Annotated in this window: 9 protein-coding genes; all 9 read right to left on the bottom strand. The window is 45.3% G+C overall.

Annotated features, from left to right (window positions below):
* Positions 1-143: 143 nt before the first annotated feature.
* On the bottom strand, positions 144-3812 hold the full coding sequence (locus HPS56_RS01610) for a glycosyl hydrolase (protein WP_172272782.1): 3669 nt from the start codon (positions 3810-3812) through the stop codon (positions 144-146).
* A gap of 40 nt (positions 3813-3852) precedes the next feature.
* The gene (locus HPS56_RS01605; protein ID WP_172272778.1) at positions 3853-5619 is read right to left on the bottom strand and encodes a RagB/SusD family nutrient uptake outer membrane protein; all 1767 of its coding nucleotides are present in this window, start codon (positions 5617-5619) and stop codon (positions 3853-3855) included.
* A gap of 21 nt (positions 5620-5640) precedes the next feature.
* Positions 5641-8925 carry a SusC/RagA family TonB-linked outer membrane protein gene (locus HPS56_RS01600; protein ID WP_172272776.1) on the bottom strand — a complete coding sequence of 1095 codons (3285 nt, stop codon included), beginning with the start codon at positions 8923-8925 and terminating at the stop codon, positions 5641-5643.
* A gap of 33 nt (positions 8926-8958) precedes the next feature.
* Complete coding sequence (locus tag HPS56_RS01595) at positions 8959-10653, bottom strand: fasciclin domain-containing protein (protein WP_172272774.1); 1695 nt, start codon at positions 10651-10653, stop codon at positions 8959-8961.
* Positions 10654-10677: 24 nt separating this feature from the next.
* A complete protein-coding gene (locus HPS56_RS01590) occupies positions 10678-12750 on the bottom strand; it encodes a fasciclin domain-containing protein (protein ID WP_172272772.1) in 2073 nt (690 codons plus the stop codon).
* Positions 12751-12786: 36 nt separating this feature from the next.
* A complete protein-coding gene (locus tag HPS56_RS01585) occupies positions 12787-14511 on the bottom strand; it encodes a RagB/SusD family nutrient uptake outer membrane protein (RefSeq protein WP_172272770.1) in 1725 nt (574 codons plus the stop codon).
* Between the two features lie 15 nt (positions 14512-14526).
* On the bottom strand, positions 14527-17820 hold the full coding sequence (locus tag HPS56_RS01580) for a SusC/RagA family TonB-linked outer membrane protein (RefSeq protein ID WP_172273124.1): 3294 nt from the start codon (positions 17818-17820) through the stop codon (positions 14527-14529).
* A gap of 76 nt (positions 17821-17896) precedes the next feature.
* Entirely contained in the window at positions 17897-20608 is a 2712-nt protein-coding gene (locus HPS56_RS01575; RefSeq protein ID WP_172272768.1) for a fasciclin domain-containing protein, read from the bottom strand.
* Positions 20609-20623: 15 nt separating this feature from the next.
* Complete coding sequence (locus tag HPS56_RS01570) at positions 20624-24874, bottom strand: alpha-L-arabinofuranosidase family protein (protein ID WP_172272766.1); 4251 nt, start codon at positions 24872-24874, stop codon at positions 20624-20626.
* Positions 24875-24962 lie beyond the last annotated feature (88 nt).

The following is a 24962-nucleotide window of genomic DNA, read 5'->3' as shown; positions in this document are numbered from 1 at the left end:
TTAAGTCCATCGCTTTGCGATATCTATGGTGTGTGTAATGAATTGGGATGTATGGTCGTTGTCGCCTGACACATGCCAAAGGCATGTCCCTACACTGTGGAAGATAGGATATGTATATAGTCCATCCGGCTTAGCGAAAACGCTCATTTCATCACTTTAACGGCTTTTCCGTCAACAACCCTTACATAGACACCCGACTCCGGTTCCTTCTCATATCTTATTCCATCCAAGGAATAGAATTCGGGCTTGCCGGCATCTGCGTCTATCCTGTTTACAGATGACAAAAGCGAGCTAACAGGCAGAGTGACACCCGTCCAGTCCTGTAACACCGTCATATTGTCTATATTCTTTATATATGCGGAATAGTCACCGATCTTTGCCCTTTCATCACGATTGGGAGAGTTCTGTATAACCCATTTCCCATCTTTCAGCACCAATCCGTTCTCAGGCGTCGTGGCCGATGTGATAAAAAGTCCGTTGAGCCCGTTAGGGCCGACTGTTCTCTTGGTCACTTTCTCTCCCGTCTCATATATCACGACATCAGAATGATCTGAATAGACCACGCATGGAACACCTGCCGCACTCCCGTTTATTTCCTCAAGACAGATCTGCGACTTATCAGCCGTGACGCCTGCTATCTGATAAAACCTTACACCTTTTGACGGGGTTGCATCATACGGAAGACAAAGTGTGGACCATCCGCTTGCATCCGCCTTATAATGATAGACGGGCAGATAACGGAGCACAAAATCCGTCGCACACCAGCTGCCTTCACGCATGTCGCCCTTTCCGTTATTATCGCCATACGGTTTCCAGGCGTTGTCGACAGCATTTGCCTTCGATGAGGTGAAGCCTATTGTCAGGGTATCTTTGTCGCTTACATAGACAGCAGGCGTTATAAGCGTCTGCCATTTGCCGTTGCCGGTTATTGCCGGAATGTCAAGGTAATCTGCGGAAAGTATCGGTGAGACGATGCTGTCTCCTTTATACACGATATAGGAATGCTGGTCGGAAACGCAATAATGCTGCGTTGAAGCCTTACATTCCAATACATAGAGGCCATGTGAAAGATATTCACCGCCGGCATCCTTGATAATCCTCTGTGATACAGCCATCGTGAGTCCGTCCTGCTCCGACGCGCTTATGTCTTTCCACAGTGCGCTCCAGCATTTCTTTCCGTCTTGAACGGATATACCCTGTTCCCCTCCTGTATAGGAACCGGTTCTTTTCCAGTCAATGGTTTGCTGCCCGAAGGAAGGATGTTTTATAAACGATGTCTCTTTAAACGGCATACATACGGCAAGCTTCTCGCCAAGCGTGGCAACCTCGCCAATATATGTTTCCGCCGATGTCGTTGACGACAATGTCTCTATTGAGGCCTTCAGCTCTTCACTGCCGTCAAAGCCTTCGGCTATGGCCGCACCAGCAACAACCGCAACAGAGTCAGCGATACGCTTCATGCCGAGAGCCTCAATAGTGTTGTCTATGACTGACACCAGCGACAACAGGTATTCCTCCGTATTCCCGGCCTGCTCTAAAACAGACTTCACACCTTCGTTCAATTGCGGAAGCGACTTGTTGAAATCAAGCAACATCCGTGCTCTTCTTGTCTCTGCCGACAAGCCGTCTGCTACAGCCTCTTCCTTTGACAAGAACAGACGTGATATTGAAAGTTGGTCAAACTGTGCGCGGGCTCCCAAGTGGGAAAACGCCACCAAGGCCTTGCTGTATGTTCCCGTATTGAATGTCGTGGCATACTTCGACCATACAACATTGTTCGGTATACCGGCAACAACAGAGTCTTCCTTAACACCGTCACGGGTCATGCTCAGCTTGTTTACCGACATGCCGTTATAATATGAGGCCGCACTGAAATAGTAATCAGCCCCTTTCTCAAGTTCGACCATGGTCTTTACCGAACCTGCCTTGTCTAATGACTGGTTGGAATAAGACTGCAGGTATGTTCCTCCGTCATAGCCTCCTTTTGGTAACACCTCGAAATCCGGCAGAGACAGAATGCCGCCTTCACCGTTAGTCCAGCCCTGAGTCCCGAAATCAAAACTGCCGTTAATCAGTATGTTGCCTCCTATATAGTATTTCCTGCCGTTAACATCTATGGCATCGCCTGGAAGCATCTTTTCTGGAACGGCTGTCGCTGTCTTTGCTGTATAATAGTCTTTACCATCCGAATAAACAACATGTATGCGATACTCGGCACCGTCAAAGGATTCATTATCTTCCACTCTATAGTCTGCCTCACCCTCTTCCAGTTCCACTTCCATGAGCGTCTCCCATGCAGTCCCTTTCTTTCGGCGTTCCACAGTCATGCTCTTATTATATTCTCCGTTCGGTTCATGCCAGCCAAGCACCGCTACTCCTGTTGAAGCGTTAAATCTGCACGAAAGATTTGAAGGAGCTCCTTTAGCCTTTGGCAATTTCGGAACAAATTCATATTTCTTGTTATATCCTATGACACCTTTCAATGCCGCATAGTTTCTGCCTGCATCGGTGAGAGTGCCATTCAGATATACCTTTGAACGGTCGGCCTCTGAATTCCAATAGGCAAAACGCTCCACATAGCCATAGCCGTTCATCAATTCAGTCAGTTCCTTTATCCTGTCCGCATTCTGCCTCTTTGCCTCTTCATCGGAAAGTCCGGAGTTGAACACACCGTTGTTGTTCCATGACGCGCCCCAACACCACTCTGATATCCACAACGGACGACCATAGCTGTTATACCATGACTGCAGGTTGTAGAAACTGCCCGACGGCCAATAGGAGTGCACGTCCAACACATCGCAACGCCACCCCCTGGCATCCACAGAATCCATGAATTCCTTCAGCCAGTTAAGACTGCCGTCATGGGAAGAAGGCGAACACAGACGCAATCCTGTAGCCATCAGCGTCTCCCAGTTTGCAAGCACCTCCGCAACACTCTGAGGATGATCATCAGACTTGTTTCCCGGCTCGTTATTGGTCTTCATGGTAGGGGCAGACGTAGTATAGTTGTTGCGGCCGCAGTCGGCTATGGCCGGCCACCCTTCATAAATATGATGTGCCACACACTCACGATCCATGCCGGTATCCTCACCAAGACCGAACGAATAGCACCATGTGGTGTTCAGAGCGTCATTAGATACTGTGCGAGTATCGTTGGCAAGACCTTTCTTGCTGGCATCATTCCATTTGAAGATACGGTATGAGGAGATACTGCGGTCAAGGATTCCCGGCAGCTCCGCAATCTCCAGATCCTCCGTATCAGCCACAAAACATCTGTTATAGCCGTAGCCTCCAGCACGTGTAGAGAATGTGACCATATACCCTCTCTTCAACTTGAAACTGCGTATCTTGTTGTTCAGTTTCTCATCTTTAAGGGTATTCATGAAGCCTCCGTTACTCTCCAGACCGAAGTCGCTCACCGACGTACCGGTAAAGTTCTGTCCGCTATAGACAGTAAGCGGCCTGATATCGCTGCCGTATGGAAGAATCATAGACCCCTGGTTGTATATCTTAACCTGGCATGTCCTGTTATTGACAGCATCGGCGCCATTTATCCTGACATACGGAAGATAGCTGACAAGCTTCGAAGGTTTCACATTGTCGAAAATAATCACCGCATGGTCTACTGCCGTAATATTGATGCTTCCGGTAGCAGAAAACGGAACGGCATCCGTGATATGATAATCAACATCATCGGAAATTACCACATCTGATGTCACCTTGTTAACGGTAGTGACGGTATTGGCAGCCATGGCTGCCGATACCGTCATCATACCCAACAATGACATAGCCCATCTAAAACATATATTCATGTGCATAGCCATATTATCTTATATCGTTATAAACGTTGTCTCACCTTATGCCAAGCTTACCCTCCCATGACATAAACCAGTTTTTCATGTCGCTAAGGTCTGACTTTATTTCCGACTTCACTTCTTCCGTCTTGTCCTCGCCTCTCCGTGCATAGATACGGCCGGCAAGATAATCCGGGTCATTACGTCTCAACGCCACACGCAGCAAATCGTAATAACGCGTTCCTTCAAAGGCAAATTCAAGCGCGCCCTCATCGACAATCATATCCTCAACCTTGCTTATCTGATAGTCAAGACGCTCCTGTTCACCGAGAGTGGCATCATCGGGCATCATATAATACTTATTACAGTCACTGTAACCCGACCCGCGCGAATGCAAGCCTATGGTGTTATAATAAATCTGACCGCTGGCAATATCCTCCACAATATATCCGTTGGAAGAACCGCTCGGGAAATTAAATGACTTGACAAATGCTGTGTCTGCGGCTGTCTTGCAATGCGGCAGCACGTGCCTTTCTATAATGGTATTGTTCACGCCCTGAGCAAGTATCTCGTAAGCGAAATGCGGATAACCGGCACGGTTCAACGCCTCAGCAAGGCGAAGATAGACAGTGGCACGGCGATATACCGTTATATTTCTCGAACTGAACTTTGAAATACGCTGGTTTGTCACGGTATTGCCCTGATATACGCCTCGGTATGAACTCCAGCATGATATAAGCCTCAAATCTCCGGCACGGTTCATAGTGAGATTTGAAGGGGCATATATAGTATCCCTGCCTCCGTTTGTCAACTGACAGTATACCTGTCTCGCGGACAGATCTATCAACGACTGTGAAGGCACAAGACTCGGCTTGAAATCATTGTCGACATTACTATTATAAATATTACGCAACTGGCTGTAGTTTCCGTCAGAAGGAATAGAGTCACCGGCAATCATTGTGACTATTCCGCGGTCTTGCGTGAAAGTCTCTGAATAAAATTGCGTACTCCAAGAATCACGGGCACTAAGCCAGTCTGTTCCGACCCAGGATACACGCGATGAAGATATTGGGAAATATGAATTGCTGCCATTGGCGGTAGTTATATACTTATAATAAGCCGTTGCGGCCTCCTTATAGTTCCCTGCCCAAAGATTCAGGTCGCCCAACAGCATGTATATTGGGAAATAGAGCATACGGCTGTCCGTGACGCCTATTTTTCCCAATCCCGGCATCTCCACATCTGCCAACGGGGCAATGTCGGCAATAAGGGTATTGCATAAGTCAACGATGCCTTTCTCTTCATATTTCGCATCAGCCTGCTCCTTTGTCGTTATCGGCACAGTATAGAACGGCACTCTGCCATAATTCAACACCAATTGCAGATAGGTCCATGCCCTATAAGCCTTTACTGCGGCATATTCTTTAAGGAACAGAGGTTTGTTTGAACTGTTCCTGATTGTTGTGTCAGCCTTAGAGATATAAAGGTTACAGTTGTTTATAACTGCATAATAGTCTTTGGGACTGTTATATTTGTTTTCGTCGCTGATATTGAACTGTGCCAGTTCACGCAGGTCGGCATTTGCAGCATTGGTGACGTCCACCAAATCTCCTCTTACCTCTCCAAGAAGAACAGTGCGGTCGCCAAGTGCCTGCATCTTCGTCATTATTCCCGTCAGCGAGTAAATAGTGTCGGAAGCCTCATTCAATTTATGACCGTCAGTAAAGATGACATGGTCAGAGTCTTGATCGAAAAAATCACTGCATGACGAAAATATTGTTAAAGCGGCCGTTATCATCCCGCCAAATATATACTTTGTTTTCATATCTTTCTTGATGGTTATGTTTTACAAATTGATTCTCACACCTGCAACAAAAGACGCACTTTGCGGCAACTGACCGCAGTCTATACCCTGACCTATCACAGACGTTGTGGTTGAAAATTCCGGATCGGAGCCAAGATATTTACTGAATGTCAACAGGTTGTTGCCCTGAATCCAGAACTCAAGCCCCTGGATATACTGTGAGTTCATCGGCATACGGTAGCTCAAGGTGACAGTTTTCAGACGAAGATATGAGCCGTCTTCTATCCAACGGTCGCTGAAACGTGAGTTGCCCATCGGATCCTGGAATGTGATCTTAGGCACATCCGTCACCTGTCCTTCCGCCTGCCAGCGGCCCAACATGTTGCTCGTCTGATTCATGAAACGGCTGCCACCCTCAAGCTGAGAACGCATATAGTTGTACACATCATTGCCGAGACTGTAATTGAAACGCACATCAAGGTTGATATTCTTGTATGTCAGTGATGTTGAGATATTACCGTAGATGTCGGGATTGGGGTCACCGATGACAAAACGGTCCTTATCATTGATCTCACCGTTTCCGTCCCTGTCTACAAAAATCATGTCACCGGCACCGAAATAATGCTTGGTCACTCCGTTGGCGTCAAGAACATACTTTCCGGCCTTTTCCGCCTCTTCTGAAGTTGAGAACACGCCCTTAGTCTTATAACCGTAGAACATATTGACGGGCATGCCCACCTCCGAACGGACAACGGCTCCATACAGTTCCGTATCAATGTATGTCTTGTTATCAGGAAGCTCGGTCAGCTTGTTTTTATAATGCCCCATACTTCCACCGATTTCCCATTGCCAGTCACGGTTTGACACTACCTTCACATTTGCACTCAAATCAAAGCCTTCATTCTCCAGCTTTCCTCCGTTCGACCAGTTGGAATCAAGTCCGGACAGGAAACCAAGACTCTGCATTGTAAGAAGGTCGCTGGTCCAACTCTTGAATACGTTGAAAGATAAAGAAAGCCTGTTGTTAAGCATGGCCGCATCGATACCGACATTGACACGACGTGTTGTCTCCCACTTTATCTTGGTATTGCCAATGCCGGCAATTGTAATACCGGACAAGGCATGCAGAAACAGTTTCGAGCGGAGATAGCTTCGTGCGGCATAATAGTCGATGTCATCATTTCCGCTCACGTCATAACCGGCAGTGAGGCGCAGGAAATTGAAGATTCCGGCCTTTGCCATCCATGGCTCGTTGGTGATGACCCATGATGCCTGCAACGATGGGAACACGCCCCACGACGCGCCGAACAGGCTAAGGCCGTCGGCATCCTCACCAAAACGTGAAGAGCCTTCCGCCGTAAGGTTGCCCTGCAGATAATATCTGCCCATGAAGTCATAATTGGCCTGCAGATACCAAGCCAGTGAATTCCAGTTGTCCTTTGTACCGAAAGAATTGGCATTCATAAGACCAGAACTCATAAACGGAGTCTTGTCACTACCGGTATTATATCCAAGCTGGTTATTGAGCAAATATGACTCCCACTGAATGCGGGCACCGCCAAACACACTTATATTATGCGCATCATAACGGTTATGCCAGGAAACACGAGTATCACTCATGACTGAGTTCTGCTTGGAGAAGAGCGAGCGCACCTCATTGGTCCGGAATCCGTTCACCTCTGCCACATAATACGAAGGCACACCGTTGATAGGAATATAATACTTCTCATTGGTGTTTACCAATGTATAGCTGAAATGTTCGCTTACCGAAAGGTTGGGTGTGATTCTGTACTCCGGCCTCACGGATATGTTGAGCAACGAGTTTTCGAAACGGTTCTTGTTCGAAGCCTCCGCATATTCATTCAACGCCACAGGGTTGGCGAGCTTCCAGTTGTAATCGGAATAATTGGCAAGAGCCTCATCAAGATAGCTTTCCGGTGTGATGTCAAGATGCGAGTCGGATATCACGCCGCGTCCGAAAGCGTACGGGCTCAGGAACGGAGACTTCGCGTATGCAAGAAATGAAGGAGACGTAGGGGTTCCCTCATCATAGCTCAAAGGCGCACCGTCATCCCTTATATCACGTGTAAGGTTAGAGAATGACGCGTCAAATCTCACCGACAGATTCTTTACAAGGTTGATATCTGTATTGAACCTTATATTCAAACGTGACATGTCGTTATATTCCAACGTACTGTTTGCCTCCGTATAACCCACAGACAGATTATATGTGGCGACATTGTCTCCACCCTCTACCGTGATGCCATAGTTCTGTGTGAACGCAGTACGGTAAACCTTATCCTTCCAGTCCGTATTGTTATGATACTGATTGTAGTAATAGTAGTTAGGGTCGTTGTTCAAGAACTTAAACTCGCGGATTCTTGTAGACGTGGTCTTTAGCATTTCAGAAGCATAACCGCGATACTGCTCCGCATCCATCATGTCGATAAACTTGGGTTTGGCTGTTATGCCGGCGGAAATAGTGGCAGAGATACGTGTAGCCATACTCTTGCAACGGCGTGTCTCTATGAGGATCACACCATTTGCCCCCTTGGCTCCATAAAGAGCAGTTCCGTTTCGAAGCACTGTAACTTTCTCTATGTCAGCAGGACTTATATTGGAAAGGATGTCATTGGTGAAACCGTCGTGAATCATGGTGCGTCCATACTGTTGGTCAAGCACGACACCGTCAACAACCACAAGAGGCTGGGCATTTACATTCAATGAGTTGATACCCTGGATGAAAATATTGCCTCCGATACCGGGAGTACCGTTACGCTGCTGGGTGTAGGCAACCCCGCCAAGCTGCTTCTGTATTTCCTCCTTAACGTTCAATGCCGACGTATAGCCGAACGACGTTGAACTTCTGTCATTCCGCCTGTTCATATCGCTGCTGTACCCGGATGTGAACGATGTGGAATACATAGTCGCCTCCATCTGTTTCTCACCTTTCTGCAATCCTATTACAACAGAATTGTACTTGGGTTCGGTGATTATTACCGAACTACAGAAAACAGGCAACTCCAACTTATATGTACCGTCTTCTTCCGTTAATGTACTATAGCCTTCGAAATCCATTGCATTAACGATTGCACCGAACACGGGATTATTGTTTGCGTCTACGACACGTCCGGTTATCGTACGCAAAGCGTAATGCTTCTGTTTTCTTACTTCAGGCTTATTTAAAACCTCCACCGTCTCATCAGTATCATCGTCTTGGGCGAATACATTTGAAGGACAAGCCAACATTCCCATGCACAACACGATGCATCCTGCCGGAACATTATGGCAAATCTTATTATAGAATGTGATATTCTTGAGTTTCATATTGCTGTCGTTTTATAATCATGAAAACAAGTCCTATTCCTCATCATGCGGCTTGAATATTATGCAGTCGAGACGCAGGATACGATTGAACTTTCCATTCCTGACATCAGAGTTGCTGACACGCGTGTCGAGGATAATCTTAACTTGCGGAGAGATGTTCTCGCCCCATGAGCAATAGGGTATCATAACGTTCTCCGCCACCTTGAAGGTGTCCACTTCATCGGCTGTGGTCTGGAGAGACGACTGCAACAGCGTCCAGCCCGATTCCTTGGACGGTTGCTTGCCGTTCTCGTCATTGTATGACATTCTTACACGGAACTTTGTCGGAAGCCGTTCCGCATCTGATGCGAGAGTATCGCCGGCAAGGGCTGGAACTGTCACGATGTAAATGTCATACCCTATATTAGACAATACCGACGGTATGTTGAACACGGCCTTGATGTTTGTCGCAGCTCCGCTTGCAGGAGATATTTCCGAATAAGAATTACCTGAAATCTTATTGTAGAACTTATTCTGTGACAAAACCTTGTAAATACTCAGCGGAGCATTTGTGGATGCCTGGTCTACAGAATCAAGACGCTCATTATTCTCACCCTCTGCACGGATTGTCTGGAAGAATGTCATGGTCTTGCCTATATTCCAGTTATCCGTCTTAAACACAACACCGTTACTGCATTGTTGTTGCCGTGCATCATAAAATATTCCTCCCGGCTCAAACGGCTTATTATACTGGTAATACTTGTCTTCACTCGAACCATAATAAAGCTGCCGCAACTCATATATCACGGCATTTGTAGACATTGCCGAGTCATTGACTGTAAGGTCCGTATTATTAGTACGGCTGAACGTCGTTCCGCGAAGCAATGCCATACGGGCATTGGTATACTGCAGCGAATCACGCTTGTTTACCGACTTGTCGTATACGAAATATTTTTCATATTCGGGCACAAGAGCGTTCCACACACCGTTGGTCGGAACAACCATCCAATAAGTACTGTCCTCAGAACCGAGCTTGGCCTTCAACTCTGTAAATATCTTATTCTCAAGAGTCGTTACAGAATCAAGATATTCAGTCTTTCCATTCACAATGTCACCGGGAACACTGAGTGACGGCTGGAACTCATACTTATTGAAAGAATACAGGAATTTTGCAACCGAGTCAAGTTCATTGTCCTTCTCCAGATATTCAAACACATTCGGTGCATACTTTACCTTTTCATCAATAGTATATAGAACTCCGTTGCCTACTGTCTTGCAAAGCGACATGGAGGAGCCTCCAAAGGAATTTGAAGACAGCGGCACATACTTACCGTTCATCATTACTATTGAATCGTTGCTTAAACCCGACACCGAATAGTTGTACAGAGCTATATGGTTCTGCACAAATTCCTTTATGGCCGTATTGTCATTATCCTTAACCCTTTTGGCTTTCTGCTCATTATATGCAGCTATAATGTCATTGGCATCTTCCTCGGTGAATTTGTCATCCGTAGGTGCAAACACAGTAAACATCTGCGAACTTACTAAAGATGAGTCATAACCGCAAGCCTCGATGACACGGGTGAAATTATTCAAATTGGGATTAGATGAGACAGCCTCCCACAAGTTGCCTTCAAAAGGCGTGCCTACATTATAATGTTCGTCCCATTTGTCCGAACACGCAACGATACCAAGAACAACCGCCATTGCTCCTAATGTCCTGCCGTTTATTATATTGTTTCTTGTCATAACCGATTGTATTTATTATTTCAATTACAAGTCTGACTCCATAGAACCACTGGATGTAACCCCATACACGCTCTTTGGAACAATTTCCAGATAATCCATCATAAACTCATTGTTATTACCAAGCTTACTGGATGATGTACAGCGCACACGTATGAAATGGTCTTGCTTTGGATTAATATGTACGGTACATAGCACGAGGCGATATGTACGCTCATTGTCGACAAACTCGTTGATAGTCGAACCACTCGAATGATAACCGCCATAAGCACCGCGATAATAACCGAGATTCTTAAGCATTTTCTGATCCTCGGCCTTCTCCTCATCTGTCATATCTGCCCACTTCTTTGTTCCGAACTGATTTCCGAGAATGGACTCGTCGTTAAGACGCTTGCGCATGTCTACAGGTATTCCCTGGGGTTTTCCGTCAAAATATATCTGAGCGACACCACGGGTATCGAGCGCACAGAATCCGAGGCGGATCTGATAATCACCCTCGTATGGCACCGGAGGCAAACGGAAGGTAAAGTCATAATCACCGAAAAGGTTGAACTCATCGCCTTCGTATGACCAGAAGTTCCAGTGAGGACGACGATATACGAGAACACCATTGCCTTTCATAGTCACATTGTCGAGGTATCCTTTAGGGAACCAGTAGTTCTTTCCGTTCTTATATGTCTGGTCTGCCTTCGAACTTTCGTCATCCTTCGTCGGATCACCGTTAAGACGCATGTTCATTGTCATCACTTCAGGAAAGATTGTGGAGAAGTCCATACGTATACGGTCGTTCATAACCTTTTCCTGTGTATCCTTGCTGAAGGCAATAATGTCATCGATATAGAAATAGCGTCCGTTAGGCGCATCCTGAAGATAGACTTCCTCAACGGTAGGAAACACTTTACTGCCTTTAATGACAAACTTATCATCGATACGGCGGTTTATATACCTTTGTCCGCGTTCCGAGTCGCCAAGATATTCACGTACCGTTGCCTGTTCGAGTTTCATCATGGTATGCGGCATTAATGTCTCGTACCAGTCGTTCGGATTCATCTTGTCTATCTTGATTCCGATGGCACCGTCTACGATACCGGAATGAAGTTCTATCGGTGTAAGCTTATTCCATCCTATAACATCACGTGTAAGGATATGATAGGCTATAAACATATTGAGGGGATTGTATCTCTCCGTAAGCTTGTCGAAACCGTAGGCTGCCTGATAATCGGCATCTCCCGCGAACACAGGGTCGTAAATCTTACATGCAAGGTCATAAAGCGCCTTCACATTACCTTCGGCTGTAGATATGCCATATTCCTCGAACTTTCTCTTATACAATTCATCGGGCTCTACAAACACCGTGAATCCGTATTTCTTCTCTTCAGGAGCTACAGCTATCTCACGCCAGAAGTCCGAGGTATATGAATATGTATCATATTTTGAACCGTCATACGATTCATCCCTGGTCTTTATAAGCGTGTCACGAAGACCGGTAGCAGTCAGTCCCTCATAGAATATTCCTATTCTGTCATTTGACTTCAATACGTCGGAAATCGAACTGTTTGAGTTTTCAAGCAACACGTCGATTGGCTGCACAATGCCATTCTCTACAGAATCGTCCTTAAGTTCGAAGATGATTTTCGACATTCGGTTCAACTGCACTACAGAGTTGTCATTCTCATCAGTGGTATGTGTAATCTGTATATACCGTTTATTCATGTTTGCCGTATTCAATGTACCGTCATTCATGTCGATAGTAGCATACATGTTATTAACCAAATGTGTACGCGCTATTGTGTCACACTGCCCCACAGTCAGTTCCTCTACGCTGGAAAGTCCTTTCTTCTGAAGATAGTTATCCACAACAGTATTCGAAGGCAGGAAACAGGTATAATGGCCGTATGCAGACAACAGGTCGGTCATACCGGCCTGATCCACGATATATGCAAAATCACTGTATTCCGGCCTGTTCCTTAAATAGTCACTCATCATCTCACCGGTGAATGTATAGAAATTCTCCTTGTCCGGTTCATCGGAACAGCCTACAGTCATCACACCAGCAAGTGCGCACATCGCACAGAAAAATATATATTTCAGTCGTTTCATATTGTTACTTCATTTTACATTATTAATGAAACCCGGTCAATCCTTTGTATAATTGCCATTCTCTCCGCTTCCAAAAGCAGGATTCTGATGCAGGTTCTTGTTAACCTTCAGCTCATCCACATTATATGGCCAGAAGACGGCATCCATCTTTCTGAACTTGTTTTGTATGGCAGATGTATTTGAAGTGAACTTCTGAAGCACTTGTGCAACAAGATAATTGGTGTTTCCGTCTCTCATGGAGCGGCGCACAAGGTCATACCACCTTTTCCCCTCAAACATAAGTTCGCGATGACGCTCCTTCATAACAAGCGTCTCTATTCCATCCTTCGTGTTGAACTTGGAAGCGTCAAGAGTGTCTTTCAACTGGCTGGCAGGCTGGCACAACGAACGCTTGTTTACTGCATTCACCAATGAGAAAGCCTGCTGATAGTATTGTTTGTCCTGCTCAGTAAATGTCTCTTCATTACTTATCAACTGCGTCAGGGCCTCTGCCTTAAGCAACATGATATCCGAAAGACGATAAATAATCCAGTTGGTCTTTACCTTGTTTTCAGGGAAGAATCCCGATAGATCCCAACCAACCGTTCCGGAAGAGAAGTCTATCTGTGATAATGTATGAGTGTATTTAGCTATCACATTTCCCATAATATTCTCGTAAGCACGTACGTCATATTTGTTGTAAAACACTTCAAACGACTTGGAATCTATATCATCACTAATGAAAGAGGATACAGATGCATAGCCCATAATACCGGCATTTTTTGCATTGCCATAACAAAGACTCACCGCACCGTTACTCAACATATTGTCATCATCCATAAAAGTGAGTTCAAAGATACTCTCCGAACTGTTTCCTTCTCCAAATATCCGATTATATGCATTACCGTATATAGACGGCGAACTGATGTAATCAGTCGGAATCAAAGGATAGCCGTTGGTTTTCCGATAGTCTGTGGCTAACATACTGTTGGCATTTTCTTCTTCCGCCTGCTTTTTCTTCTCCTCTATTATCAGGTCTGCATAACGTATACTGGTATTATAGTCCTTTTTCCAGAGATACATCTCACATAGCATGGCATGTATAGCCATCTTTGTAATACGTGCAGTCTGATACAGCTTTTTTACCGAACTTCCTTCAGGATATTTCTCAACAGCATCATCCTTGACCCTTTCAAGGTCGTTTATCAAACTGTCAAGAACCGTATCAAAACTTGTTGCCGGCAGATCCATTACCTGATCATCATCTGTGAACGCCTCTGTAGAATATGGCACATCACGGAATGTACGTATAAGATAGAAATAACACAAGGCACGCAATGCTGTCACCTCTGCAATATCGGCCTTAAGTTCACTTTCACTGAAGCTGGGGTCTTTTTCTGCCACACCAGGAGCATATTTCATAACCGTATTGCAACGGTTTATTATATCATAAAATGCCTCCCAGGTGGTATAGCCATTTGATGCCATGATATTTTCCTTCAGTATATTCTCAATATTCAAATCCTTCTCCAGATTCTGTCCCCTTGAGATGTTGTCACTTCTGAATTCTCCCCATATCATCATACGAAGCATCATATTGTCTGACTGCATTCCAGAATAACAGCCGGCAATCATACCGTCAACATCGGCTTTCTCGTTCCAAAACTTTTCCAGGATTATTTCGTTCTGCGGCTCCAGTTCCAGAAAGTCACTGCATGATGACAATCCTATTGAAGCGCAAGCCATGCCGAGAACACTATATATAATACTTTTTATTTTCATAAATGTCTTAGCTGTTTAAAAATCTACTGTTATACCAAATGTATATGAACGCGTACGCGGTGTCTGCGCATTGTCGATGGCAGGATCATACCCCCATGCGCTTATATCAGGGTCAACACCTGTATATTTGGTTATCACAAACGGGTTGTTGGCGCTTGCATACAAAGATATACGGTTCAGTCCGAGACTCTTAAGCTGTTTCTTTTCCAAAGCATACGACAATTGGAAATAACTTGCACGCAGATACGAGCCCGACTCTACAAAACGATCACTCACCAAAGTGTTGTAGTTGGATGTCTCACCGAACATGGCACGCGGTATGGGTGTCACGTCGCCTTCCTTACGCCAACGGTAGTTCACAGCCTGACTCTGATTGTTATTGCCTATCATTGCCTCTGCATTCAAACGTGCCATATTCAAAATCTTGTTTCCCACACGATAGGTAAACTGTGTTGTAAGACGCCATTTCTTGTATGAGAATGCGAAGCCGAAACCTCCGACAAGCTTAGGAAGCGAACTTCCCAAATAAACAATATCAAGCGCATCAATGTTACCGTCATGATTTATATCCTCATATATGGCATCACCACCGGTAAACGGATAATTCTTGCCTGTGCCCTCGTTATTATAGTTATACCTCATGCGTAAGGGATTACCCTCGGAATCAAGTATCAGCTGACCATTGGCATTAAATGCCACCGGTGCAGTCTTTCCTGATGCCAGGAATGCAGCACGTCCTTCCTCATCAAGATTCTTGAATGTCTCATAATTGTATTGATAAACACCCTTATACTTGAAGCCATAAATTGCGCCTTGCGGATTATGCAACTGTACGCGGCGCAGCCACTCACCGTTGTTGTATGCGAACGTTGAATTGAGTGAGTTGAGAACATACTCGTCCATCTCCAGAATCTCATTCCGGTTATTACCGAAATTGGCATTCATGTCTATAGTGACCTTACCTACCTTCACCAATCTGTTTGTATTGATATGGAACTCCCATCCTATATTGCGCATCTTACCGCTGTTATGATAAGGCAATGTCATGAATCCTGAGTTTGAAGGAATACGATAATTCTCAAGAAGCAGGTTAGACGTTGTCGAACGGTATGTTTCAATAGCCATGGACAAACGGTCATCCCACAGTCCGAGGTCCACACCGATGTTATAACTTGATGTTTCCTGCCAGCGCAGATCGGTAAGACGTATATTCGAAGGACGCATTGTCGGCATGTCAAGATAGTTGCTTCCCGAAGCATACTTACTGGTATAGAGATAGTCTATTTTCGGTGCGGTACCCACACGTCCCCAGCTTGGACGCAATGAAAGCATCGAGAGCCATTTCTTTGTAGGTTTCATGAACGCCTCATCCGATATGTTCCATCTGAGCGACACTGCAGGGAAATATCCCCAACGCTTTCCGGGACCGAACTTTGTCGTACCATCAGCACGTATTGAGAAGTCGGCCATATACTTACCCTTATAGGCATAGTGGGCCGAATAGGTGAAGTACATTGTACGCGACTGTGAATAAGACGACGCGAGACCTGTATTGAAACCACCGGCATCAGGGCTCTCTATACCTCCGGAGGGAAGGAGCTTGGCACCGTTTGACTGTGAGCTTTTGGTTCCTGAATTCAACTCAAAACGTCCCATCATCATAAGCGAATGGTCCTCATTGTTGAAATGAGGGATAAAGGTAATGGTCTGTTTGGTATTGAAGTTAACGCTCTTCAGACTTGCCGATGATGCAGTGTTCACTCCATTGTCCCAAGAGACAGTCCTAAGCTCCGACGGATAGAATGAATCATCATATTGATTGTAGACACTCATCAGCACACTGCCGCGCCAATCAAGACGGGTATGCTGGTCATCGGTTCCGAGAAGACGGTAGTTTATAACCAGTTCCGGAACAAGGTCGTATGTTCTTCTGGTCTTCTTGGCCAGATAAGCGCTGGCCACAGGGTTTACAAGATCCTTCTGATTCTTATCAAAGACGCTTGATGCCGACTGCAGCATTTCATAGAAACGTCCGGTATCCTCACCCGTAACCGGATCCTGTTCGTAAATACTCATATTAGGCATCTTCTTCATCGCAATTGCAAGAAGGTCATCGCTGTTGAATTTTGTCTTGGTATAGGTAAGGGCGAAATTGGTCGACACCGTTATACGGTCACTGACATAATAGTCCAGAGCGACACGTGTGGAGAACCTGTCAAGTCCCTGCTTGATAACCGAGCCTTTTTCCGTGTCAAAACCTCCTCCGATACGGAATCTTGCCTTCTCACCGCCACCGGTTATCGACAGATAGTGATTCTGACGCCATCCCGTCTGCGTAACAGCGTCACGCCAGTCGGTATTGTTGTTATACTGTTCGTATTCAGAGAACGTAGGGTCATAGTTTATTTCCCTTATGCTCTGACTTATATTGTCGTTCTGAGTGGGATTGAAGTAGCTTTCCTTAAGCATCATGGTATAGTCATCACCGCTAAGCAACTTATATCCCTTAGGCTGTTGAGTGGCCGTAAGTTTGAACGAATAAGACACCCTGGGAGCTCCCATAGCGCCACGCTTAGTGGTAATCTCGATAACACCGTTACCACCCTGGCTACCATATACAGCCGTAGCGGCAGCATCTTTCAGCACTTTTATGTCTGAAATATCCTCCGGATTGATATTAAGCAATTCCGAGAAAGTCTCATTGCTGGCTGATGCCAGATCATACCCCGTCAGATCGACACTACGGATATTACCGTCAATAACAATAAGCGGATTAGAATCTGTAAGTGTCGACAATGAAGAGGCGCCACGCAAACGTATGCTTGACCCAGAGCCGAGGTCACCGGAGTTTCCAATGATATCAAGACCAGCTATACGTCCCTGCAAAGCCTCATCAATAGAAGTGAACGACAAACCTTCAAACTCTTTCATATTAATACTCTGTGATGCATACGATATCTCACGCTCAGGCACTCCAAGGTTATTGCCGCCCGTGCGTTTTTTCGACACCACCGTTACTTCTTTCAGTTTGGTAGCGCTCTGCATCCTTATATTATATACAGAACGGCTGATAGGCATCGTTTGTGTTTTGAGTCCCACATAACTGAACCTTATCTTATTCTTTTGGTTTTTCACCGACATGGTGAAATTTCCGTTCAGGTCTGTGATGGCCGAGTTGATGATACGTCCGTTGACGTCTACCTCGCAAACGGTAGCACCCATCAAAGGCCCCATCTCGTCAGACAATGTGCCGTGGACGGATGATATCTGTGCAAATACCGACGAGCACAGCATCAGCATGAGCGTCATGAAAAACAGCCGGTGCAACCTGCCTGTCTTTCGGCTTATCGTCTTTATATTTATTATATTAATATACTCCATAAAATTACCTCCTTCTCAATTTGGCATTCGACATTTCATTCTTCCATAATGTCTTCTGACTTGAGCTGTAGAACAGAGGTCCGTCAATAAGATGAACTACAGCATCGGCTGATGTATACAGAAGCTTGTTGAAGCCTGTTCCTGATACCCAGTACTCGCGACATATATTATTATACAGGCCGTCTTTCTCCACAACCTTACGTACATTACCAGTAAGGTCGGTTATTTTCAGCCCCTTGTTTTCCACATCCACTTCAACGGGATAATAACGGTTGGTCTCTGCATTCAGCACCATCGTCTCATAGTTGTTCTTAATAATAGCGACACCGTTCTCACCTGTTTCCGGTGCACCATTAACAGCCACTCCGTTATCCTGGATATGATATTTCACAAAATCCAATATACGGTTCTTTATCATTGTGCACGCAGCTTTGGCAGCATCTTTCTCTTCTTGTGTAGAGGCATTCTCCGACAATAAGAACTGCTCATCAAAATCGTCCCATGTCGGCATTATACCGTCATTTATCAATTGTCTTATCGACTCGTTTGTAGGTATGTATACGGTATAATTGTAAGTACCGAACAAACTTATGTTGCTGTTAGCTGTAGGATTAAGACAACTGTATTTATTATCACCGAGCTTGACACTGCTTGCAAGGATAATGTCATTCTTGTCAAGATACTGCGAGCCAATCAACAGATTAAGGAACTCGGAGTATTCCTCATGGGCAAGACATGTCTGATACACAGACTTTGATGCCGGCATGGGCACTTGTTCAGACAGACTGTAAGACTTACCGTTGCCCGTCGCTGACATATCATAAATAGAGTCGACTTTCACTCCTGTGCCATACTCCATCTGCCATCCGCCGGCCACAGTCATCCGGCCTGACTTACCAGCATCGGAAATCTTGACCATTGTTCCGTTCTTCGACTTGTAATAGCTGTAGCCGTTTTCCACATCGCCTACGATAATCATCTGATTTACAATATCTTTAAGTCTGTTCTTGACCTGTGTTTCCGGCACATTCTCGACAATTTTCTGTCCTATCGATATCTCGCCATTGTCACCTATGGTACACAGATAGCGGCGTGCCTTTACTTTCTTCTCCCTGGCATCATAGTAAAACTCGAGAAGGGTTTGCTGTGACTCTCCGTATGAACATGGATCCACGTATGTGAGCATCGACGTGTTCGTCGGCAACATCAGACTATAGTATGAGTCCATTGAATTAAGATAGGGTGTGAACTCCAGTTCGTCGATAGCCCAGTAAATTACACTCATAAGATCCTGGTGTATAAGAGCCGGAAAAGACACACTCGAATATTCCATTGGGCTGAAGACACGATTGGTAAGATACACTACACCGTTACATCCGATAAAACAACTGTCGACATCCGATGTCTTTACATTCATCGATACCTTGGCATCATTTACGATTGACGAGAATTTCGACGGTATGGCATCTGTAAATGTCCCCAGCATGTTCACTCTCAACAGTTTGGAGAGCACAAGCTCCGGAATATTATCCCACGTTCCATATTTATCCTTCAACACTTTTCCATCGGCATTCCACCATCTAAGCAAAGCGTCGTTGTCCGGTACCAGCATCGCACCGGCATCATAATGAAGGTCATAGCCGCTGGTGTTCTCATACATGTATTGGTTCCACCCCGGATCAAAAGAAAGCGTAGCCGGCACTTTTTCCTCTACCGGATTACCGGAAGTCAACGGGTAGGATGTCGCAGCAAGTCCGTCTTTACGTGAATCGGCAAAATAACGCAACGTAAATACCGAATCAACATTCTTTCCATACAGACGATTATACTCTTCTGTCTTGTACTTGTCATAATATGGCGCACTGAAACGGTCGATGAGATGTGACCACAATGACATGTTCTGATGCCGGCGCAATATTTCCGCCATATTATCATAGCCTTCAATGACTCCGTCCACTTTGTGTATATAACCGTTTTTGCAGGTTATATCACGCTCAATGACCTTTCTTCCCTCAACAAAGGCATCGTTTACAGATGTTGCCTTGCCATTGGTCAGGATTTTTATGTCCTCATCGGTGAAAGCCTGCTTCTGCATAAATGCGGGCAGAAGATGTATCATAGGTTCCGACAGTCCCGCAACCGAACTTCCGTTCATTATCCTACCGTCTTTAAACAAAATGATATCCTTCTTGTTCTGCTTGTACCACGCCCATGCCGGCATGGCTCCGTTCATATCCTCGTGCTTCATCACATAGATGGAATCAAACACACTTGTTGAGTTAGGACGCCGCATTGCCATGCCTGTCTCTGGCGGGTCTGCACTGACATTCGACATCAGCTCGATGAGATATGCATTGTTAATCATCGATTTGTTGAGAAGCTGTTTCTTCTGTGCAACCGACAGTTGTTCGTACGACCGAACTCCCATTTTGTTTGTTTTAAACCATTCTTCAAAGGCTACATCATCTGCAACAAATATTGTTACAGAGCCTGTACGGCTCATCTGGTCATGAAACCCCAAATCGTCAATAAGCCTGAGCATTGTTTTGTAGTTGCCATCGGAATTCAACTCTTCATAGATAGAGTTGCCCAACCATGAAGGCTGGCCTGTGAGCAAATCGTCCTCACATGATTGAAATAATGTGGCAGCTCCCAACATCAGTCCTATTGCAACCATGGGGCTAAAAGCACCTCGTCTGACTTGTTTGCAATTCATGTTAGTGAGTTTTAGTTATTCTATTATTTTCTTTCCGTTTACTATATATATGTCCTTATATGATTTCCTACCTTTCACTTCCTGTCCTTCCAGATTGTATTTTTTTTTACTACGGCCATTGCCTTGGCTTATTTTATTTATCGCATCAGGATTACCGAGATACTTCAGGGTGAAATTGTCAAAGCAACACCAGTCTGAAGATATATGCTCTTTTTTCCTTATACCTAATTTTATCTGTCCTGCTTCATCAAGCGTCAGCTTTACAGTATTTGTATATAAGCCATAATCATTGAAAGCCTCATTAGCTACGGTAACGTTGTCCGGATAAGTATAAGGCGAATGTGTGTACTGTGTTACACTCTCATCATAAATGCTCATTACAGGGACTTCAGCTCCATTTGCATATAAAACGGCATTAAGCCTCTCTGTACCGTTATTATGAGCATTTACGGCATCCGAAATGGAGCCGTACCGGTAGAAGCTCTGCACACCAAGCTCATATTCACCCTTTGGCATATTCTCTATTATCTGATAGAAGTCAAAGGCAGTATTCCAGAATTCCGCAACATATCCGTTAGCCTGTGTGAAATTAACCGATGTGCTCCATCCTCTCGCACCTTCTCTGAAATCAGGATTGACAATAAGTGCCGTCATGTCCACAGCAGCGCCTGCCTCTCCCATCTGTTTGATGTATTCAAGATATATATCCTCACATCCCAGCAATGCCGCATAGGCCGCTTCCATTGCCTTTACGTTCTGTGCAAAGGTTGTGGTTGTGTTAAGAGCCTTCTCGGCTTTGGCTATGGCATCACCTATTGCCTCTACCTTGCATGCCTTGTAATATGACTCCACCTTGGGCAGAAGCATCTTCACTTTCTCCCAGGTCTTAAGATAGTCGTATTCCTCGGTTGTTATCTTTAATATACTTCCATGCTGGGCATCCACATTTCCGTTGATTATTGAAGGAGAGCCGATATTAAGCCCGTGCTCGTCCATGCTGCACATTTTATATCCATAGCCGTTGCCGGAATAGTTGATATACGCCAACGTCCATTTGTCCGACCCTATGCGCCTCCACTGTGTAGGAGCTTCTATCGCCTGATTGTTGTCACCGAAATGGAAGTTAGGTGTCACAGTCCATTGGCATGTGCCTTTAGTTTCATTAGCATTTGGTATGAGATGGTCAGCTGTGGCACGGTCAAACCCTGTTGTCTTCTCGCATTTGTAGATCATCACATATTGCTTGTCAACATCATTCCAAACTATATCTGCATCGATTACATCATAGCCGGGGTCAAAATACAGAGCCGGACGGCTAAGTATGTTCAAATCTTTGTCAACTATGCTGTAATAAATACGATGGCGGTCCGGGAAACCGACGCTATAATATACCACATAATTACCGCTTTCCTTGTCATATATCACCTGCGGTGCCCACGCTGCAGTCATCTCCTCTGCGGTGATTCCGCCAAGTGCCTCAAGATTCTCGGCGGACTCAAGGTCTATTTTTACATTCTTAGTCCAATGCACAAGGTCGGGAGACAGCATAAGAACCATGATATGGTTGCTTGTCCATCCCAACCGTGAAGTCATATCGGTTCCGGCAAGCATGAAATTTCCGTCATGCATTCGGGTGATATAAGCGTCACGCATACCTCCGGTGACAGTATTGGCCTTTGTGTCAAACACTTCCGCCCCTCCTAACATATCCTGCCAGTTATTGCCGTATAGGCTGAGCGCATAGTTTGTGTATTCACCATGTCCGTTCATGTGGGCATAAAGATACGCTCCCATATTCTCATCCTCTTTCTCGTATTCCGAATATGATATCTTTACCTCCTCACCTATCGCACTTGCTCCCAGTCTGAAGATATTCAGAGAATATGCCGGTATTTCCAATGTCGCGTGTGTATCATCATCAACGGCTACCGTCTCTCCTTCCGTCGGAACAATAACATCAGGCGTCTGCATCGTATTTTCGTCTGTTCCTGCATTTGAAAGCAGACGGACAACAGTACCGTCGGCTATTCTCATATTAAGGATATTGAGTTTAAGTGTCTGACCTTCCGAGTTCGGATTTACAACCTTAAGTATCAGTTCACCCTTATCTTCATCTATCTGTACACTCTGATACAATGCCCTGTCGGCACTCATGGTGAATTCATGGACTACCTTATTGTCAAGCAGGCATGTAATATTCGCCCCGTCCACCTTCACCTCGATGTCATACCATCTGTTGTTCTCCACCCGGCCTGATTTCTCTGCCACGGTGGATTTTGAGCCATTGCTGCATACCTCTACCGCATGTTTGCTGTTGCTCCATCCTCCGATATTCCACCATACGTAGTTCTGGCCGTCCTGATAGTTGAACAAGATAAGAAAACCCTCATTACCTCCGGTCTTCATCGCACGCACCTTATATGTATAATTACCGTTCATGGGTATGTTCATCACGGCCGTACAGTTCTCTGCCAATGAAGACTGCACCAATGTTCCGTCACTTACATTCCAATTGCCGTCATTGACAATCCATGCTCCAATGCCGCCATTGAAATTGTCGGAAGCTACAATATTTCCATCGGAACCGATAACTGAAACATCATCATATACCACCTGCGTACCCCATGAGCCTAATCCGACCTTTACATCACTGATATTTGACAGTCTGTTTCCGCTCTCTGTCCACAGCAGGTTCTGCTTCCCAAGGTTAATGTTCATAAGTTTCTGAACATAGTATGATGGTGTGACAAAATTGTCGGAAGCGTTGAAATGTATCATGTCGTATGCCCAACGGGGGTCTTCTTCATGAGTAAAGATAGGAGCAAACGAAGCCATCCTGCACACATCGCTGTTACGCTCCATACCAAGCATATATATTGCCTCTCCCAAAGCGCTGTTCATATTGCCGTATTTGCCGTAACCTCCTCCGTTGGCCGCATATTCTCCGTTATAAACGATAGGGAAACGCGGATAGTTGTCATATTTATTGTAATTGCTGCGCATCCACTGGAAAGTGCGGTAGTAGTGTTCGTCTACAATCTCAACAGGATAGTTATTACCCCATGAAGGATTGTCCGTACCCCATGCCTCTACATTTCCTATGGTCACAATCTCTGGATATTTCGCCTTGATGGCATCATAAAACAAAATATACCGTTCAGCGTACTCGGAGTTCGCCCCCGGAGAATAGTTTTCATTACCTATCTCGATAAACTTGAGATTATAAGGTGCGGCATGTCCGTTGGCTATTCGTCTTGCACCCCATTCGGTATCTGCATCACCATTGGCATACTCTATCGCATCAAGTACATCCTGTACAAGTATGAGAGTGGAATCATGCGACAAGGAGAATCCATGGCCCAGACCGATATTCACCACAAACATCGGGGCGGCCCCAAGGTCTTCACACATCTGAAGATATTCGTCAAAGCCAAGACCGTCCGATGACCAATAGTGCCAGTTCTTATTATAATGCCCCGGACGCTGTTCTATGGGGCCTATTGTCTTTTTCCATTGGAATGCGTTTCCATAGCTGCCTTCGCCTTCCACATAACATCCTCCGGGAAAGCGCAGGAATGAAGGACGTGTGTCTGCCAACAACTGTGCCAAGGCGGGACGCAGTCCGTTGCTTCTGTTCTTCCACGTGTAAGGAAACAAAGAAACCACATCCAGATCCAGATGGCCATTGGTGCCCGTGAGCAACAATAGCTGTCCTCTATTGTCTGATGCGGTTGCCTTAATAGAAACAGAAAGCCTGTTCCAACCTGTATTATTAACCGTGCCTTTTAATACGGCTCTTCCCAATATGCTTTTCCCGTCATTCGAACGCAGCTGTGCTATTATCTTGTTATTGAACGCAGCGTCACCTTTCACCCACATTGAGAGATTATATGTCGAGTCTTTCACAATATTCATGCCCCAGTATCCGCTGTTCGCGATTCCTTTCATATTCGATTCTGAAGCACCTGAGATAGTCACAGACAGGGCATGTGCCTGTGCATCATTAAGCAGACCTTTAGTCTTCAGACTTATTTCCGTCCCCTTGTATGCTGTCCAGTTGGCAAGGCCGTCTTCAAATGAACGGTTGCTCACCAGTTCGGCATAAAGGCCACCGTCTCCGGCATGATTTATCTCTTCGAAAAAGAGGCCGTTGTGATAGGGTCCTATATGCGGTCCCCGACGTGTCGCGTCAATAGTCATGCTGACTTGTGCAACCATGGAAATAGCGATGGCACACAGTATCCAAAAAGTCAAAAGTCTTTTCATTTCAGGTTTTACGTAGATAATAAATTATTGTTAGTTTAAAAAGTAGGGGCGGAAAGGTTTATCCGCCTCCTACTTTATTAAATTTCAG

The sequence above is a fragment of the Xylanibacter muris genome, assembly GCF_013166605.1.
Classification (GTDB): domain Bacteria; phylum Bacteroidota; class Bacteroidia; order Bacteroidales; family Bacteroidaceae; genus Prevotella; species Prevotella muris.
Note: the sequence above shows the minus strand (reverse complement) of the source record. Positions and strands in the feature narration are given on the sequence as shown.

Excerpts from the sequence above, each read along its gene's own strand:
- HPS56_RS01595 (WP_172272774.1), bottom strand. The coding sequence starts at position 10,653 with ATGACAAGAAACAATATAATAAACGGCAGGACATTAGGAGCAATGGCG.
- HPS56_RS01600 (WP_172272776.1), bottom strand. The coding sequence starts at position 8,925 with ATGAAACTCAAGAATATCACATTCTATAATAAGATTTGCCATAATGTT.
- HPS56_RS01580 (WP_172273124.1), bottom strand. The coding sequence starts at position 17,820 with ATGACGCTCATGCTGATGCTGTGCTCGTCGGTATTTGCACAGATATCA.
- HPS56_RS01605 (WP_172272778.1), bottom strand. The coding sequence starts at position 5,619 with ATGAAAACAAAGTATATATTTGGCGGGATGATAACGGCCGCTTTAACA.
- HPS56_RS01585 (WP_172272770.1), bottom strand. The coding sequence starts at position 14,511 with ATGAAAATAAAAAGTATTATATATAGTGTTCTCGGCATGGCTTGCGCT.
- HPS56_RS01575 (WP_172272768.1), bottom strand. The coding sequence starts at position 20,608 with ATGAATTGCAAACAAGTCAGACGAGGTGCTTTTAGCCCCATGGTTGCA.
- HPS56_RS01570 (WP_172272766.1), bottom strand. The coding sequence starts at position 24,874 with ATGAAAAGACTTTTGACTTTTTGGATACTGTGTGCCATCGCTATTTCC.
- HPS56_RS01590 (WP_172272772.1), bottom strand. The coding sequence starts at position 12,750 with ATGAAACGACTGAAATATATATTTTTCTGTGCGATGTGCGCACTTGCT.
- HPS56_RS01610 (WP_172272782.1), bottom strand. The coding sequence starts at position 3,812 with ATGAATATATGTTTTAGATGGGCTATGTCATTGTTGGGTATGATGACG.